General features: G+C 71.9%; 13 protein-coding genes. 4 read left to right on the top strand and 9 right to left on the bottom strand.

The window, feature by feature from the left end; all coding sequences use genetic code 11:
• Positions 1 to 206: 206 nt before the first annotated feature.
• The 8 genes from AB0D10_RS33690 to AB0D10_RS33655 form a co-directional block, all read right to left on the bottom strand.
• Positions 207 to 2036, bottom strand: a complete 1830-nt coding sequence (locus AB0D10_RS33690; RefSeq protein ID WP_360262779.1) for an FG-GAP-like repeat-containing protein — start codon at positions 2034 to 2036, stop codon at positions 207 to 209.
• Between the two features lie 67 nt (positions 2037 to 2103).
• Positions 2104 to 2823, bottom strand: a complete 720-nt coding sequence (locus AB0D10_RS33685) for a hypothetical protein (RefSeq protein ID WP_360262777.1) — start codon at positions 2821 to 2823, stop codon at positions 2104 to 2106.
• A 323-nt stretch (positions 2824 to 3146) separates the two neighbouring features.
• Positions 3147 to 3650 (bottom strand): hypothetical protein, encoded by a 504-nt coding sequence (locus tag AB0D10_RS33680; protein WP_360262775.1) that lies wholly within the window; start codon positions 3648 to 3650, stop codon positions 3147 to 3149.
• 44 nt (positions 3651 to 3694) lie between these two features.
• Positions 3695 to 4792, bottom strand: a complete 1098-nt coding sequence (locus AB0D10_RS33675; protein WP_360262774.1) for a hypothetical protein — start codon at positions 4790 to 4792, stop codon at positions 3695 to 3697.
• A 130-nt stretch (positions 4793 to 4922) separates the two neighbouring features.
• Positions 4923 to 6449 carry an RICIN domain-containing protein gene (locus AB0D10_RS33670; protein WP_360262785.1) on the bottom strand — a complete coding sequence of 509 codons (1527 nt, stop codon included), beginning with the start codon at positions 6447 to 6449 and terminating at the stop codon, positions 4923 to 4925.
• Positions 6450 to 6949: 500 nt separating this feature from the next.
• Positions 6950 to 7432: a hypothetical protein gene (locus AB0D10_RS33665; RefSeq protein WP_360262772.1), complete on the bottom strand. Its 483-nt coding sequence runs from the start codon at positions 7430 to 7432 to the stop codon at positions 6950 to 6952.
• Between the two features lie 225 nt (positions 7433 to 7657).
• Positions 7658 to 8707 carry a hypothetical protein gene (locus AB0D10_RS33660; protein ID WP_360262771.1) on the bottom strand — a complete coding sequence of 350 codons (1050 nt, stop codon included), beginning with the start codon at positions 8705 to 8707 and terminating at the stop codon, positions 7658 to 7660.
• A 71-nt stretch (positions 8708 to 8778) separates the two neighbouring features.
• The gene (locus AB0D10_RS33655; protein WP_360262770.1) at positions 8779 to 9888 is read right to left on the bottom strand and encodes a hypothetical protein; all 1110 of its coding nucleotides are present in this window, start codon (positions 9886 to 9888) and stop codon (positions 8779 to 8781) included.
• 340 nt (positions 9889 to 10228) lie between these two features.
• Here AB0D10_RS33655 and AB0D10_RS33650 point away from each other — a divergent pair, with 340 nt between their 5' ends.
• Both AB0D10_RS33650 and AB0D10_RS33645 read left to right on the top strand, forming a co-directional pair.
• Positions 10229 to 10891 (top strand): DUF4097 family beta strand repeat-containing protein, encoded by a 663-nt coding sequence (locus tag AB0D10_RS33650; protein WP_360262769.1) that lies wholly within the window; start codon positions 10229 to 10231, stop codon positions 10889 to 10891.
• Positions 10892 to 10947: 56 nt separating this feature from the next.
• Positions 10948 to 11754: an alpha/beta hydrolase gene (locus tag AB0D10_RS33645; RefSeq protein WP_360262768.1), complete on the top strand. Its 807-nt coding sequence runs from the start codon at positions 10948 to 10950 to the stop codon at positions 11752 to 11754.
• Positions 11755 to 11841: 87 nt separating this feature from the next.
• On the opposite strand, the gene AB0D10_RS33640 is transcribed toward AB0D10_RS33645, so the two are convergent.
• Complete coding sequence (locus AB0D10_RS33640) at positions 11842 to 12801, bottom strand: hypothetical protein (protein WP_360262767.1); 960 nt, start codon at positions 12799 to 12801, stop codon at positions 11842 to 11844.
• A 161-nt stretch (positions 12802 to 12962) separates the two neighbouring features.
• Between AB0D10_RS33640 and AB0D10_RS33635 the strand changes: the two genes are divergently transcribed.
• Both AB0D10_RS33635 and AB0D10_RS33630 read left to right on the top strand, forming a co-directional pair.
• On the top strand, positions 12963 to 13589 hold the full coding sequence (locus AB0D10_RS33635) for a hypothetical protein (protein ID WP_360262766.1): 627 nt from the start codon (positions 12963 to 12965) through the stop codon (positions 13587 to 13589).
• A 169-nt stretch (positions 13590 to 13758) separates the two neighbouring features.
• Positions 13759 to 14973, top strand: a complete 1215-nt coding sequence (locus AB0D10_RS33630; protein WP_360262765.1) for a serine hydrolase domain-containing protein — start codon at positions 13759 to 13761, stop codon at positions 14971 to 14973.
• Positions 14974 to 15026 lie beyond the last annotated feature (53 nt).

Raw genomic sequence — 15026 nt, 5'->3', positions numbered from 1 at the left:
GCCGCAGGCGGCCGCCTGCGGCACGGGGGACGAGGAGGACCCGGGCGGGCCGGGCCCCCGACGAGGGCCGGGTCAGGAGGCCAGGTCAGAAGCCTTTGTCGTACCGATCAAGGAGACTGCGGATCGAACGACAGTTCCGAGGGCTGCGCCGTTCCGGCACGCCGACGGCGAGTCGCCGTGCTGCGGCTGCGGAGGTCCTTCGAGGGTTATCGGGTCCTGAAGCGGCGGAAGAGGTTTCGGGCTACGTACACGCCCGGGCCGCCGAAGCCGACGATGTCGACGCGCCCGTCACCGGTGACGTCGGCGAGGAAGCGGGGGTGGCGGTCGACCCGCCAGGCGCCTGCGTCCTCGTTGTACCCGAACCCGCGGCACACCAGCTGGGCCTGCTCGAACCGGCTGTCGCCGCGGCTGTGCGACACCCAGACTCCCTCGTCGCCGAAGCCGACGATGTCGACGCGCCCGTCACCGGTGACGTCGGCGAGGAACCGGAGGTGCTTCCTGCCGGTCCACCCCTGGGCGAGCCCGAAGTCGTTCAGGACGAGCTTGGAGGGCTCGAACGTGCCGTCGCCGCGCCCGCGTGAGACGACGACGCCCTGCGGGCCGAACCCAACGATGTCCAGTGCTCCGCCGCCGGTGGTCCTGACCAGGACCCGGGGGTGCTCCTCGACCGAGCTCCACCCCTGGTCGGCCCCGAAGTCGTCGAGGACGTACAGAGGGTCGGCGAATGTCCCGTCCTCGTCCTGGAGTGACACCCAGACGCCGTCGTCGTGGCAGCCGACGATGTCGAGCCTGCCGTCACCGGTGGTGTCGGCGAGGAAGCGGGGGTGCTTGTCGGCAAGCCACCCGCCCGCCTTCTCGCCGTGGCCGAACGCCCGGAGGACCGGTTTGTCGGCGAGTGGTGCGAACTTTCCTTCCTCGTCCTGGAGTGACACCCGGACGCCGTCGTCGTGGCAGCCGACGATGTCGAGCCTGCCGTCACCGGTGGTGTCGGCGAGGAAGCGGGGGTGCTTGTCGGCAAGCCACCCGCCGGCCTGCTGGCTGTGTCCGAACGCCTGGAGGACCAGCTTGCCGCCTGCGGGCGTGAACGTCCCGCCCTTGTCTTGCAGGGACACTCGGACACCGTCGGCGCAGAGCACGACGACGTCGGGCCTGCCGTCGCCCGTCGTGTCCACGAGGGTCCACAGGTCCGCGGGACTCGGGGACGGCGCCGGCTGGTGCAGGACGCGCTCGTCGTCGAACGTGCCGTCGCCCCTGCTGGACGACGTCACAGCCCCCTTCGCGGGTTTGAGCCCTACGATGTCCGCGCGCCCTGCCCCCGTGGTGTCGGCGAGGAACCGCGCACCGACCCCGGCCCACCAGCCTGGTTGCCCGCTGGGAGCGCGGTTGGCTCCGACGCTCTTCCACCCGCCGGCGTCCTGATCGCTCCCGAACCGCTCGAGGACCAGCAGCATGTCGCTGAAGGAGGGCGTCGCGTCGGGTGCCGGCCGCAGCGCGGCCGAGCGGGCCAGCCGCCAGGACCGGCGGCCGTTCCAGTGACTCAGTGGTGCCCAGCGCAGCACGGGGTCGCTGATGCGCTCGGGCTCGGCCGGGACGAACCGCCACCGCTGGCTCTTAGCGCTGTCGTCGTACTCACGCAGGACGACCCGGGTGTCGTCCGCTCCAGGGTCGGCGAGGTCGAGAACGACGCCGTCGGCCGCGCCCTCGATGAAGTAGAGGCCCGCTTCGCCCTCCACGGGGACGACGTGCCACTGCTGGCCCTTCTTACCGGCGGCGGCGTCCCACTGGCGGACGCCGCGGTCCGCGGCGGCGGGGTTGTCGAGCACCTTGCCGCTGACCGCGTTGCGGAGCACATATGCTCGTTCGTCCTGCGCGGCCTGCACCGGAGTGAGCTGCCACTGCTCCGGGCTCGGGCCGCCATCGGGGAAGTCGCGGACGACGAGCGCCCCGTCCGCGCCCGGCGCGGCCCTGGCGCCGAGGGTCTTCCCCGTGGCGGCGTTGACGATCTCCAGCTTCAGTTCTTCCATGGGCACGGGCATCGTGGTGCCTCTTCCAGGCGGCGCGGGCGTTGACTCGGGACGGGTACGGTGCGGCGGTGGCCGCAGATCACGTGAAGACGTGGTGATACGGCACGTTCCACTCGCTGGGCAGCCGCGGATAGAACGTGTTGATGACCGTCCCGGTGAAGTCCCCGCCCCAGTTGTAGGTGAGACGCACCTCGCTGTCGGCCGTCACCGCGTAATCCTTGAACCCGAGGATGGCGTCGGGATGGGTGATCGGCACGAACGTGATCCCGCCCCACGGCGTCACCGTGACGACCCAGAGCTGCGTGTCCTCGGGCGCGCCGTTCTTCCCGCGCCACATATTGCCGACCTTGTCGGGGAGGCCGACCTGGACGGTGTCGGCCGTGCTCTTGGGAGCCTCCTGGTGGACGGTGATGCGCCTGCGCTGCGGCTTCGGCACGCCATCGTCGCCGCGGCCGGCGTCGGCTTGGCCCGCACCGGAGGGTTTGGGCGACACCTGGCCCGCGGCGCTCTCGATGAAGTACAGCGGTCGCTGCCCGAAGAAGCCGGCGGGGGTGATGTGCCAGAGGTGGCCCTGCGCGTCCTTGGTGGCGGGGTCGAGCGCGGTGGACAGTTTGACCCCCTTGTCGTGACTGTCCTCCTTCAGCTCGACGGGCCGCAGGTAGCCGCCGTTGAAGGCGTGGACGAGCATGACCGGCCGGTTCTCGACCAGCGCAGCCACGATGGCGTTGTCGTAGCTGTTCACCGCCACCGGGCCGCCGACCACCAAATTCGCCATTGCCGTGCGTTCTTGGGTGTACATCGCGGTAACCTCACCTGTTCTGGATGTGGAGAACAAAGCATCGGGCGCTCAACGCAGTGGACTATCGCGCGGAATTACCGCAAGCCCAACCGCCCTCGATCGAAAATACTCAGAAAACGCTGGCCGAAACACATACCGTCATCCACGGCAATGTTCGAGGCCACAGCGCTCGCAGGAAGGACTGTCGGAAAGTCATCGACCGAGTGATCGGCAGTGCCTCAAGCTACCGCCGAATCCGGCGAGTTGAGCAGCCGCCGAACCCTAGTCACTCGATCGAACGTGATGAGGGACGGCCTCGCCCCTGACCTCTCGGAACCCGTGCGTCAGTTGGAACCAGACGGGTCCTCGGCGGTCGCCTTGGGTGCCTTCGGGGCCTCCGCCTTGGGGGCCTCCGGGGCCTTGGGAGTCTTGGTGTAATCGCTCTTCTTCGGCTTGTTCTCCAGGTCCTCGTCTTTCTGGAGGCCGCTGTGCTCCGTCACCGTCGCACTCGACTCCTGCATGCCGGCGGACGCCGCCGTGGACACCGAGCTGGGATTCCGGGCGTACTGGGCCTGCGCACCGGCCGATGCCTGGGTGGTCTGGATGAAGGAGCCGAGGAAGCCCAGGATCGCCCGCGCTTCGGGCGACTGCTCCTGCACGACCTTCGCGCGGGAGGAGGCCCCGTGGATCGCGTTGTTGAACAGGCTCGTGCTCGTGTCGTCGTATGTGTCGTCGTCGGCGTCCTCGAAGTCGACGCCCGCACCCGGCTGCGGCTTGGCGCTGTCGGTGGTCACCGAGAAGAGCCCCGCGCCCTTGCTCGCGAAGTCGAAGATGTTGTCGAACACCATGGTCGTCACCCCTGGTCGTCGTCGTGGCGGCGCCGCCCGCCCGGTCAAGGCTGCTTGTGCAGCGCTCGTTGGCTGTCGGTCAGACTCTCGCCGTCGAACATCGTGTGGTGGACCTCCAGGGCGGAGACGACCTCGGCCAATCCCTTCATGCGGAAGCCGCCGCCCGCCAGGTCGATGTCGCCGATGTCACGGGCGACCAACTGGTCGAGGCCGGGGTAGTTCCCGGGCTGCGGGGGAGACAGGACTGCCACCGGGACGTCGTACTTCACCGCGATCAATCCGGAGAAGGTCACCGGGATCTCGTACGTGTACTGCTTACGGGTACGCCGCTGCGTGACGATGGTCTCCACGCGGGAATCCGGCGGGACCTGGCCGGAGATCTGCGATTTGGAGGCCCAGCTGGTGGTCAGGGAGCCGCCGACGGAGGCCGTGATGCCCAGCGCCAACTGGGCGTTGAGCGTCGCGGTGCCGGTGGCGCTGCCCTGGGTCGTGAACGCCACCGAGTTCGTCACCGAGTTCGCCGCGGAGTTCGTCGCCGCGTTCCTCGTGGCCGTTTCGGTGGCGTTGGCGTTGTCGACCCCGATGTTGTCCTTGCTGTTCTTGTTGGTCACGGTGTTCGCGTTCTTGTTCGACATCTCGTTCTGGAGCTGCGTCTGAAGCTGCGTCTGGAGGTCCATCTTGAGCTGGTTCTGCAGCTGCAGCTGGAGCTGCGCGCTGACGCTGCCGCCGAAGGTGAGCTGGGCATTCCCCTGGAGCGACCACGTGACCCCGTTCGACACGGTGAAATCGACCGAGTCGGTGAAGGTCATCGGGGACGTCTGGCTGCGGTTGACGTAGGCGCGCGAGGAGAACGTGTCGGGCGGGGGCTGGTCGATGTTGCGCCGCTCCTCGATCAGCGGCTCCCCGAGGTTCATGTAGGCGAGCCAGCCCAGTTGGAACGCGGAGCCGGGGAAAGCGCCGAAGCTCGACTTGTTCACGGAGAACCCGACGGGCTTGTGCCGCACGCCGTAGTCGTCGACGTAGACCAGGTTGGGGTGGTCCAGGATGGACTGCCAGGTCTGCTCGATGTTGAGCTCCCGCAGGTTCTTCTTCGTCAGCGGCTGGCGCTTGGCCCGTTCCAGGTTGTACGCGTTGGAAGGCATTCCCCGTCCTCGGCTGATCTGGTCGAACCGCGCTCGGTGAAATGAAAACAGGCATCTGCGCGCGTTCCGACAATCGAAGTTATGACGGGCTCCATTGCCCGGGAAGGCGTTTCCGTGGACCCCTCGTGCGTCACACGGGGAGCAGCTGCCACTGCCGACCTTGGCGGTCGCCCTCCGCCCCGTCCTGCTTGATCGCCGCACAGGCGTTGGTGTCGACTCGCAGGAGCAGACCGCTGTTCCGGTTCGCGATCTCGTACACCCGCGGGGTGTCGGTCACGGAGCCCACCGGGATCAGCCGCCACTGCTGGTGGCGTGCGTCACCGCCCTCGTAGGTGCGCTGCGCGACCACCGCCCCGGCCGCCTCCTGTGCTCCGACGACCTCCAGGGCTTTGCCGCTGCGCACGTTCTCGATCCTGTACAGGACGTCGCCGTTGTCCTGGCCCGCCGCGACCAGCCGCCACCGCTGGTGATCCCTGGGGACGGCGAGGGACTGGTGAACCTCGGCCCCGTCCTTGGTGGACTCACGCACGACCCCCATCCGCAACCTGCTGCGGACGTTGGCCCAGGAGACCACCGTGCCCGACTCGGGCCTCCCGGCCATCCTCACCGACGCGATCTTACGAACCCGGTTGTTGGCGTGGTCGGCGATGTAGAGGGTGTCGACGCAGTCCACAGCGAGCCCGATCGGGTAGTTCAGCTGGGCCGAAGCGGCCGGGCCGCCGTCGCCGCCGAAGCCCGCGGCGCCCGTGCCGGCGACCGTGCCGATCTTCCCGTCGGCCGTGACCTTCCGGACCCGGTGGTTGCCGTAATCGGCGATGTAGAGGGTGCCGGTGCTGTCCACCACCATTCCCACGGGGAGGTTCAGCTTTGCCGAGGACGCCGGGCCGCCGTCGCCGCCGAAGCCCGCGGTGCCCGTGCCGGCGACCGTGCCGATCTTCCCGTCGGCCGTGATCTTCCGGATCCGGTGGTTGTCGGCATCGGCAATGTAGAGGACGCCTGCGCTGTCCACCACCACTGCGTGCGGGTGGTTCAGCTGGGCCGCAACCGCTGGACCGCCGTCTCCCCCGAATCCCGCGGTCCCGGTTCCCGCGACCGTGCTGATCTTCCCGTCAGTCGTGACCTTCCGGACCCGGTTGTTGTGGTACTCGGGGATATAGAGGACGCCGGCGCCGTCCACCGCCACCCCCAACGGGAGGTTCAAGGGGGCGGCGGTGGCGGGGCCGCCGTCGCCGCCGAAGCCCGCGGTGCCCGTGCCGGCGACCGTGCCGATCTTCCCGTCGGCCGTGATCTTCCGGATCCGGTGGTTGTTGGTATCGGTGATGTAGACGGCACCTGCGCTGTCCACCGCCACCCCACGCGGGTAGTTCAGCTGGGCCGAGACGGCAGGGCCGTTGTCCCCGCTGAATCCCGCGGTCCCGGTTCCCGCCACCGTGCTGATCTTCCCGTCAGTCGTGACCTTCCGGACCCGGTGGTTGTTGTAGTCGGAGAAGTAGAGGGTGCCGGCGCTGTCCACCGCGATCCCGTACGGGCGGTTCAACTGAGCCGAAACGGCAGGCTCGTTGTCTCCTTTGAACCCCGCTACCCCGGTCCCCGCGACCGTGCTGATCGGAGGGGCGGAGTTCTCGCCACCTGTGGCTGCCGCGAGGGCAGTGCTCATCGTCATCCCTTCACCGTTCACCGAACGCCGACTACAAGCGGTTGTCTCTTGAATCCAGAAAGTCACAGGAGCATCAGGGTTGGCAAGGTCACTTCCGAGCCATTGTTGTGGACACGCCGACGAGACACCGAACCGGATCGGTAGTCGACCCCCGCCAACGCCCGGACGTGAAACTGCTCGGCCGCGGCGGCGCCTTGGATCAGATCGACGTGCTCTGGGAGTTGGTGGCAGCCAACGGCTCGCCACGGCACGTCATCATTGAGCGTCGCCGGTAAGGCAAGCCGCTCGAGAACCGCCGACGCCGAAGCCTCCGGTGACGTTGATGACGGTGCCGGTGGTGGTGCCGCCGACGATGCCCGAGCCCGCTCCGAGGTCGTAAGTCCCGGGGGCGGCGCCGCCGGTGCCGTTGTAGCCGCCGGTGCCGCCCTGGATCGTCCAGGTGCCGGCCGCCCCGTGCTCACCGGGACGGCGGGTACAGGGCGAACCGCCTCGGCGTCATCTCAGCCGAGGTGTCCGTCGCCGGCGCGAAGGTCATCACCGCAGGACCGCTGCGACAGCCTGCGGGCCGCGCCCGGGGAGAGGCTGAGGCCGTAACCGAGGGCAGCCACGGCAGGACCGAGGAGTTCCGCCGCGAGTTGGCGACAGTCCATCGCCTCCCTGCAAGACCCGTCCCCACCGGCCAGAGCGCCCATGAGCCTCTGGTAGTCCGGCGCCAGCACACCGACGTCGAGCCCTTCCCGCCACTGCGGCACCACGAAACCGGGCACCGCTGCCGCAACCCGCGCCGGCCGCTCACCGGCCACCACGACCGGCGGCACCGCCTTGCCCCCACAAGGTTCCGCCAAGACCTCGGCCACCGTCGCGCGGGCGATCACGAACCCCTCCCACACGGCCTCCGCCTCCGCTGGCTCGACCAGCAGGGCCTCCACCCGCTGCCGAGCGGCGCGCTCCCGCTCCTCCAACAACCCCATCACCGACGGCACCCGGCACCTCCAAACGAAGAGACGACACAACACGCCATCCCTGCCGCCGAAACACCAAACCTATTCCTGACCAGCGGAAACGCACCCATCACTCTCGGAAAGGACAACAGCTTCTCAGGAGGCCGGGTCAGGAGGCCGGGTCAGGAGGCCGGTCCGGAGGCCAGGCCAGGAGGCCGGGGGCCGGGCCGGGGGCCGGGCCGGGGGCCGGGCCGGGCCGGGCCGGGGTCAGACCACCCGGGTCTGCGCCCAGTCGTAGAGGCGGCGGGCGCTGTCCCCCAGGCGGGTGGCGTAGAGCGTGCCGGCCGGGCCTCCCACGAGTTCGTCGGTGGTGGTGGTGACGCCGACGACGGTGCCGATGCCGGTGCGGGGGTCGAACCGGGCGAGGTGGGGGCCGCCGCTCGCCCCGTGGCCCATGGTGCAGGGCTCGCCCCACAGCAGGGGGGCCTGGGGGCCGGGCCGGGCCGGTCCGGCGCAGTGGATCATGCGTGAGCCGGCGTAGAGGGCGGCGGCGTTGTTGAGCCGGTCCTTCGGGTACCCGAAGGTGTGGATGAACTCGCCCTCGGCGGGCTCGGTGAACGCGATCCGCTGGCTTCCCGTGACGTCCGCGATCCGCCGCCCCTCGGCGGAGGGGTTGGCCACGAGCACGGCCGCGTCGTGGCCGGCGACGGCGACGGCGTCGGAGGTGGTCGTGCCCGGGGCGGCGTCCCAGCGGGAGGAAGTGGCCATGGTCCTGATGCTGAAGCCGCCGAGCGGTTTCGTGCCGTTGCGGTAGCCGGGCACGAAGTACAGGTTGTGGCGCCACGTGTCGTCGGCGGCGGGGGCGCCGACGCCCCTGAGGCAGTGCGCGGCCGTGACGAGGGTGCTGCGGTTCGCGCTGGTGACGACCGTCGCGGTGCAGCTGCCGTCGTAGCCGTCGGAGAAGGTGAAGAAGAGCCGGCCGATGTTCCGGTCCGCCGCTCCGCCGTGCGTCCAGACGGCTCCGGGGTCCGGGGTGTTCGCAGGGAGCGGGCGCGGGTCGTCGGGCGTGTCGTCGTCCGCGGGCACGGGGGTGATCTCGGGGACCACGGCGCCGGCCAGCTTCATCCGGGTGGGGGTCCAGTAGGTGTCGATCCGGCTGCGTTCCGGTGCGGTGGTGGCGCCGGAGTGGGTGGTGACGGAGTCCTGCTCCGCGGCGAGGGCCGTGGCCGGCGCCAGCGCGGCGACGGTGGCCGCGGTCAGCAGGAGGGCTCCCGCGGCGGCGAGCTTGCGGGGGAGGGTGCGGTGTGTGGCGGGCATGGTCACCGTTCTCGGTCGGGTGCGGTGTGCTTGACGGTTCGTCGGCAGGATCGGTGGGCGGGGCCGGTGCTTCAGGCGTGTTCGGCGGCCCGGTACAGCGGCTTGGTGATCGCGGAGGTGAACTGCGGGCCGACCAGGTGCCGGGTGCAGGCGGTGTCGCCGCGGGGGCAGGCCCGGCCGGAGGCGTCGAGGAAGGCGCCCTGGGTGTCGTCGCCGACCACGGTGCCGATCCCGGAGGACGGGTCGAGGTCGGCGATGCGGGGGCCTCCGCTGGAGCCGCCGCCCATCACGCAGGGGGCGCCCCACTGGCCGCGGGGCTCCGGGTGCTCCGTGGTGCCGGGGTTCTCACGGGCGGTCCCCGTGCAGTGGGCGAGCCTGGCCCCGGTGTATTCGGGCAGGCCCGCGCGGGCGGGATCGCCGGAGGCCTCGCGCGGGTAGCCGAACTCGTGGACCACCGCGCCGCCCGGGCGGTCGAAGCCGATGCGCTGGGCGGCGCCGACGGCGTCCTGGACGCGCCGGCCCGCGGCGTCGGTGTTCAGGACCAGGAAAGCCTGGTCGTACGCGTCGTACGCCAGGGCGTTCTGCTCGTCGTTGAGGAGCCAGGTGGCGTCGGCGACCCCGGCGCGGGCGACGAACGCGCCGTAGGGCGCGAGGCCGTCGTGGTAGCCCGGCACGAACATCTCGTTCGACAGCCACTCGTTGTTGTCGCCCAGGAGGTCGGGGCTGTTGACGCAGTGCGCCGCCGTGACGACGGTGCTGCGGTTGGCGCTGTTCACGACGGTCGCGGTGCAGCTCTCGTCCTCACCGTGGTTGGTGAAGAAGAGTCTGCCCACCGTCCTGCTCAGGGTGTCGGCGCCGGTCCACGGGGCGCCGTCGGGGCCGCTCCTGGGCGCGGCGCCGGAGGACGGCGTGGTCAGGGCGGCGATCCGCGCGGGGGTCCAGTAGTCCAGGACGGCCTGCTGCTGCGCGGCCGTGACCGCTTCCGGATGGACGATCACCCGGCTCGCGGCCGCCGTGGCCGTGTCCGGTGCGGCGGCCCCGGCCGACGCGGCCGACGCCGGGCCGGCCGCCGCCGCGACGACCGTCAGGGCCCCTGTCAGAGCTCCCGTCAGAACCGCCGTCAGGGCGGCTCGGGTGCGGGCTCGGGTGCGGGTGCGGGTCAGACCGTGTGTGGGTGGCATGTGTCGCACCGTAGGAGCCTCACGTCAGGGTCACGTCAGGAGTGGGTTTCGTCCTCCCCTCGAACACGTCAGGGTCCGGTAAAGAGCGTTTCATCCGTGTCTCGGTGCCGGCCGCGGGCGGGCCGCCCGGCGGCGGCCCCGGATCCCGCCGGAGCGTTCACTCTTCACCATTGCAATGAACGAAGTCGGAGTCGTTGCGTTATCCGCACGCCAGTTGCAACACTTTTCGGCGCTTTACCTGCAGAGATAGGGATTTGACGCAACGTCCACGTTGTCAGCTTCAGAAAGGCAACGTAGCGTTTCCGTCATCAGAAAGAACGACCGAGCACCGGAGAACACCATGCAGACCTTCGCCACCGCCGCGCCGATCACCGCCGTCCTCGACATCCCCGCCGGGCGCGTCCGGCTGATCGCCGCCGACCGCACCGACACCGTCGTCGAGATCCGCCCCGCCGACCCCGCCAAGAACCGCGACGTGCGCAGCGCCGAGCAGACCACCGTCACCCACGCCGACGGCGTCCTGCGGATCCAGGCCCCCGAGAACGGCAAGGCCCTGCTCGGCGCCGGCTCCGTCGAGGTCACCGTCCGACTGCCCGCCGGCTCCCGCGTCGAGGGCCGCGCCGCCGCCTGCGAACTGCGCGTCGTCGGCCGCCTCGGCGACCTCGCCTTCGACGGCGCCTACCGCCACACCAAGATCGACGAAGCCGCGAACGTGCACCTCACCGCCACCGACGGCGACATCGGGATCGGCCGCCTCACCGGCACCGCCGACCTCACCACCGCCCGCGGCGACATCCACGTCACCGAAGCCCACCACGGCACCCTCACCCTCACCACCCGGGCCGGGAACATCACCGTCGGCGCCGCCACCGGCGTCTCGGCCACCCTCGACGCCGGCACCGCCCACGGCCGCACCCACAACTCCCTGCGCAACGACGGCACCCCCACCCTCGACATCCGCGCCACCACCTCCCACGGCGACATCACCGCCCGCAGCCTCTGACCCACGGACCCGGACACCCCCACTCCCCCACTCCCCCGCACGCAGGAAGGCACCCCATGAGCACCGACGTCCAGCCGTCCGCCTGGAGCGGCATGGTCCCCGTCGACGACACCGCCCTCGCCGTCACCGACACCGGCGGCCCCGGCACCCCGGTGGTCTACCTCAACGGCCAGTTCGCCACCCAGGGCCACTGGCGGCGCGTCACCGCCGAACTCGGCCACGGCTACCGGCACATCACCTACGACGAGCGCGCCCGCGGCCGCAAGTCCCACCGCTCGGCCGACTACTCCTTCGAGGCCGCCGTCCGCGACGTCGACGCCGTCCTCGCCGCCCGGGGCGTGGAGCGGGCCCTGGTGGTCGGCTGGTCCTACGGGGCGTTCGTCGCCGCCCACTGGGCCTCCCGCAACCCCCGGCGCGCCCTGGGCGCCGTCCTGGTCGACGGCGCCCAGCCCCACGACTGGCTCGACGACGCCATGGAGCAGCGCATCCGCAAGCAGTTCCGCCAGTGGGGCTGGTTCCTGCCGCTGCTGCGCCCCACCGGCCTGGCCCCGCGGATGAACGCCGACGAGCTGGCGCGGTGCAACATCGAGCTGGGCCGGGTCGCCCGCGAACGCGAACTGGCGCCCGTGCTGGACGCCATCAGCGTCCCGACCCGGTACGTGGTCGCCTCCGGGGCGTCCCTGGGCAGCCGCGGCGACGAGCAGGAACGCATCCGGGCGAGCCTGACGGCGGTGGCCGCCCGCAACCCGGCCATCGAGATCAGCGCGAAGGTGGCGAGCAACCACGGCACGATCCTGAAGAAGGACTTCCGCGCCGTCGCCGACGCCGTGCGCGAGGTCACCGCCGCCACCGCGGGGAACTGACGGCGCGCGCACCGCAGGGCCCCGCACCACAGGGCCCCCGCGGCACAGCCCCCCGCACCGCGGGGCCGGCGGCATGCGGCCCGGCCGCTACTGGGGGTTGCCGTTGGCGGCCAGGCGGGTGCCCATCTCGGCGTGGGCGCGCCGCGAGTGCGGGTTGGCCGGGTCGTGGACGAGCCGCAGGTAGTCGTAGAGGACCTGCACGCACCGGTCCCGGGTGGGGTAGGAGGCGTCGGCGGCCAGGCCGAGGCGGTCGGTGACCTCCATCAGTTTCCCGTCGGGGGCCGCGTACACCGGGTGCCAGACCAGGCGCACCGCCGGGTCGAGCGCCATGACCACGCGCAGCTGCGGGACCTCCTGCGCGATGAGGACGCTGTCGGGGTCGTAGGCCCGCAGGAAGATGTGGACGGGGCCGCGGGCGCGGCTCACGAAGGCCTTGGACAGGACGTTCCACATCGGCGTCTTGAGCAGCCAGTCCGGGGTGAGGACGAGTTTGTCGACCACGCCGCCGAAGGGGGTGGCCTCCAGCGGGGTGTGGCCCTTGCCGCGGGCGTAGTCGCTGACCTCCCGGCCGCCGGACCACAGGGCCAGTGTGGGGGTGTCGATCTCCAGGTAGTCGCCGACGACCTTCACCAGTTCCTGGTACCAGCTGTTCGAGGCGCGGTGGTCGCGCTGGTCCTGGCGTGCGGTGAAGGTCGCCATGGCCTCGTCGTTGAGCCGGCCCTGTTCGGCGATGCCGCCGAGGACGAGCTGCCAGGCGACGTCGGTGACGGCGTCGGGGAAGCCCGCCCGGGCCATCGCCTGGCGGAACGCGTCCCACTCGCCGTGCCCGGTCGGATCGGCGGCGTCGCGCCGCGCCTCCTGCCGGACGGCCGGGTCGCTCTGGCGCTGCAGCCGGCGGGTCACCGCCGCGTTGCCCACCGCCCGTTGCAGGGAGGCGAGTTCGGCGGGCCGCGCCCTCCCGCCGGCGGGCCGCTCGGCCGCCGGCTGGGCGCGCCGGGGCGACGCCGCCCCGGGCGCCGGCGCCCGGTCTGCCACGGTCCTGCGCACGCTCCCCCACCCCTCCCGCACCACCGCCCGCCCGGCCCCGTCGCGGGCCCCGTCGCCCCGAGCCTAGAGGGGCGCTCCCGTGTCCCGCGAGGTCCGAAAGGGCAGCCCGGGGGCAGCGCCCGGTGCAGGTGCGGCGGACGGGGCCGGGCACAATCACCCCCATGGGAACCGACATCCGGGGATTCGTGGAGTGCCGTACCTGGGACGCGACCGGGGCGAAGGCCTGGACCTGCGCCGTCGAGCTGTCCCTGCTCGGCGTCACCCGCGACTACCCGGCCTTCGCCTGCCTCTTCGGCGTGCGGGACGTCAGCGGGCACTGGCGGCCGGTCGGCGCCGGGCGGGGACTGCCCGCCGACGTGTCGGCGCGCGCCCGTGCCGCACACGCCTCCTGGGGCGCGGCCGCGTTCGGCGCCACCTGGCTCGACTGGACCGAGGTCCTGGCCGTCGACTGGGACGAACCGGCGCTGCCCCGCGCGACCACCATCGCCCGCTACCGCCGCCACCCGGACGGCACCCTGACCCTGCGCCACCGGGACGACTGGAGCCGGGGGTTCGCCCGGGCCAGCGGTGTCGACACCCGCGGCGTCGGCCCGGACCGCATCGGCGACCTGTGGGCCGAGGGCACCGAGTGGGACGTCGGCACCACCGTGTTCCGGGCCGAACGCGCACGGCGCCGCGACGCCGTGCCCGCCGATGGCTCCTGGCGGCCGGTGTGGACCGTCATGGGCGCCCTCGCCGAGGTCCACGGCACCGGCGACGTCCGCCTGGTCGTGTGGTTCGAGGAGTGACACCCCCTCACCCCGGACCGGCGGCCCCCGCCCCGACCGGGCCGCGGGCCCGGTCCGCCCCCGAACGGGTGGACTCTGCGCCCCGCGCCCGCGACCCGGGCGTGCCCGGGGGCCGCGCCGGTGATGCTGCCGTGCGTCCGACCTCCCACCACCCGAGAGGCCCCCGCACGTGCGACGCACCCACCACCGCAGACTCCTCGCCGCCACCCTGGCCGCGGCCGCCGTCCTGGCCCCGATCACCGCGGCCCCCGCCGGCGCCGCCGGCCACCCCGCCGGCAACCACCGCTTCGACACCCACGACAACGGGGACGACTGCCCGCCCGACGGCCTCGACCCCCGACTGACCGCCCGCCTGGACACCGCCATCGCGGACGTCCGCCGCCAGGCCGCCATCCCCGGCGTCATCGTCGGCCTCTGGATGCCCGGCCGGGGCTGCTACGTCCGCGCCACCGGCGTCGCCGACACCGCCACCGGCGCCCCGATGCGCACCGACGACTTCGTGCGCATCGGCAGCGAGACCAAGACCTTCACCGTCACCGCCCTGCTCCAGCTCGTCGACGAGCACCGCATCGGCCTGGACGACCCCATCTCCGCCTACGTCGACGGCGTGCCCGACGGCGACTGCATCACCCTGCGCCAGCTCGCCGAGATGCGCAGCGGCCTGTTCCCGTACACCGCCGACCCCGGCTTCGTCCACGACCTGCTCAGCGACCCCCAACGCTCCTTCACCCCCCGGCAGGACCTCGCCTACGCCTTCCGGCACGACAACACGTCCGAGCCGGGCACGACGTTCCAGTACTCCAACACCAACCTCGTGCTGCTGGGCCTGGTGGTCGAGAAGGTCACCGGCCGCCCGCTCGCCGAGGTGCTGGACGAGCGGGTGCTGCGCCCCTCGCGCCTGCAGCACACCCTGCTCCCCCACGGCCCCGAGTTCCCCGCGCCGCACCCGCGCGGCTACACCGACCAGACGCTCAGCGGCGCCACCGCGGACGCCACCGACTGGAACCCCAGCTGGGCCTGGGCGGCCGGGGCGATGATCTCCGACCTGCAGGACCTGCGCCACTGGGCGGAGAGCGTCGCCACCGGGCGGCTGCTCAGCCCCCACACCCAGGCGCAGCGGCTGACCACGCTGCCGACCGGGTTCCCGGACACGACGTACGGGCTGGGCATCCTGGAGACGGGCGGGTGGATCGGGCACAACGGCTCGATCCCGGGCTACGAGACGGTGACGGTCTACCTGCCGGCGCAGCGGGCCACGCTGGTCGTCGAGATCAACACCGACTCCACGGTCCAGGGCCAGGAGCCGTCGACGCTGCTGGCCCGGGCGATCACGCAGATCGTCACCCCGGACAACGTCTACGCCGGGGCGATCGCCACCCGGTAGCCGGGGGCCGGTAGGGGGGCCGGGCGGGGCCGGTAGGGGGGCCGGGGGCAGGC

Source organism: Kitasatospora sp. NPDC048545, assembly GCF_040651155.1.
In the GTDB taxonomy this organism is placed as follows: domain Bacteria; phylum Actinomycetota; class Actinomycetes; order Streptomycetales; family Streptomycetaceae; genus Kitasatospora.
Note: the sequence above shows the minus strand (reverse complement) of the source record. Positions and strands in the feature narration are given on the sequence as shown.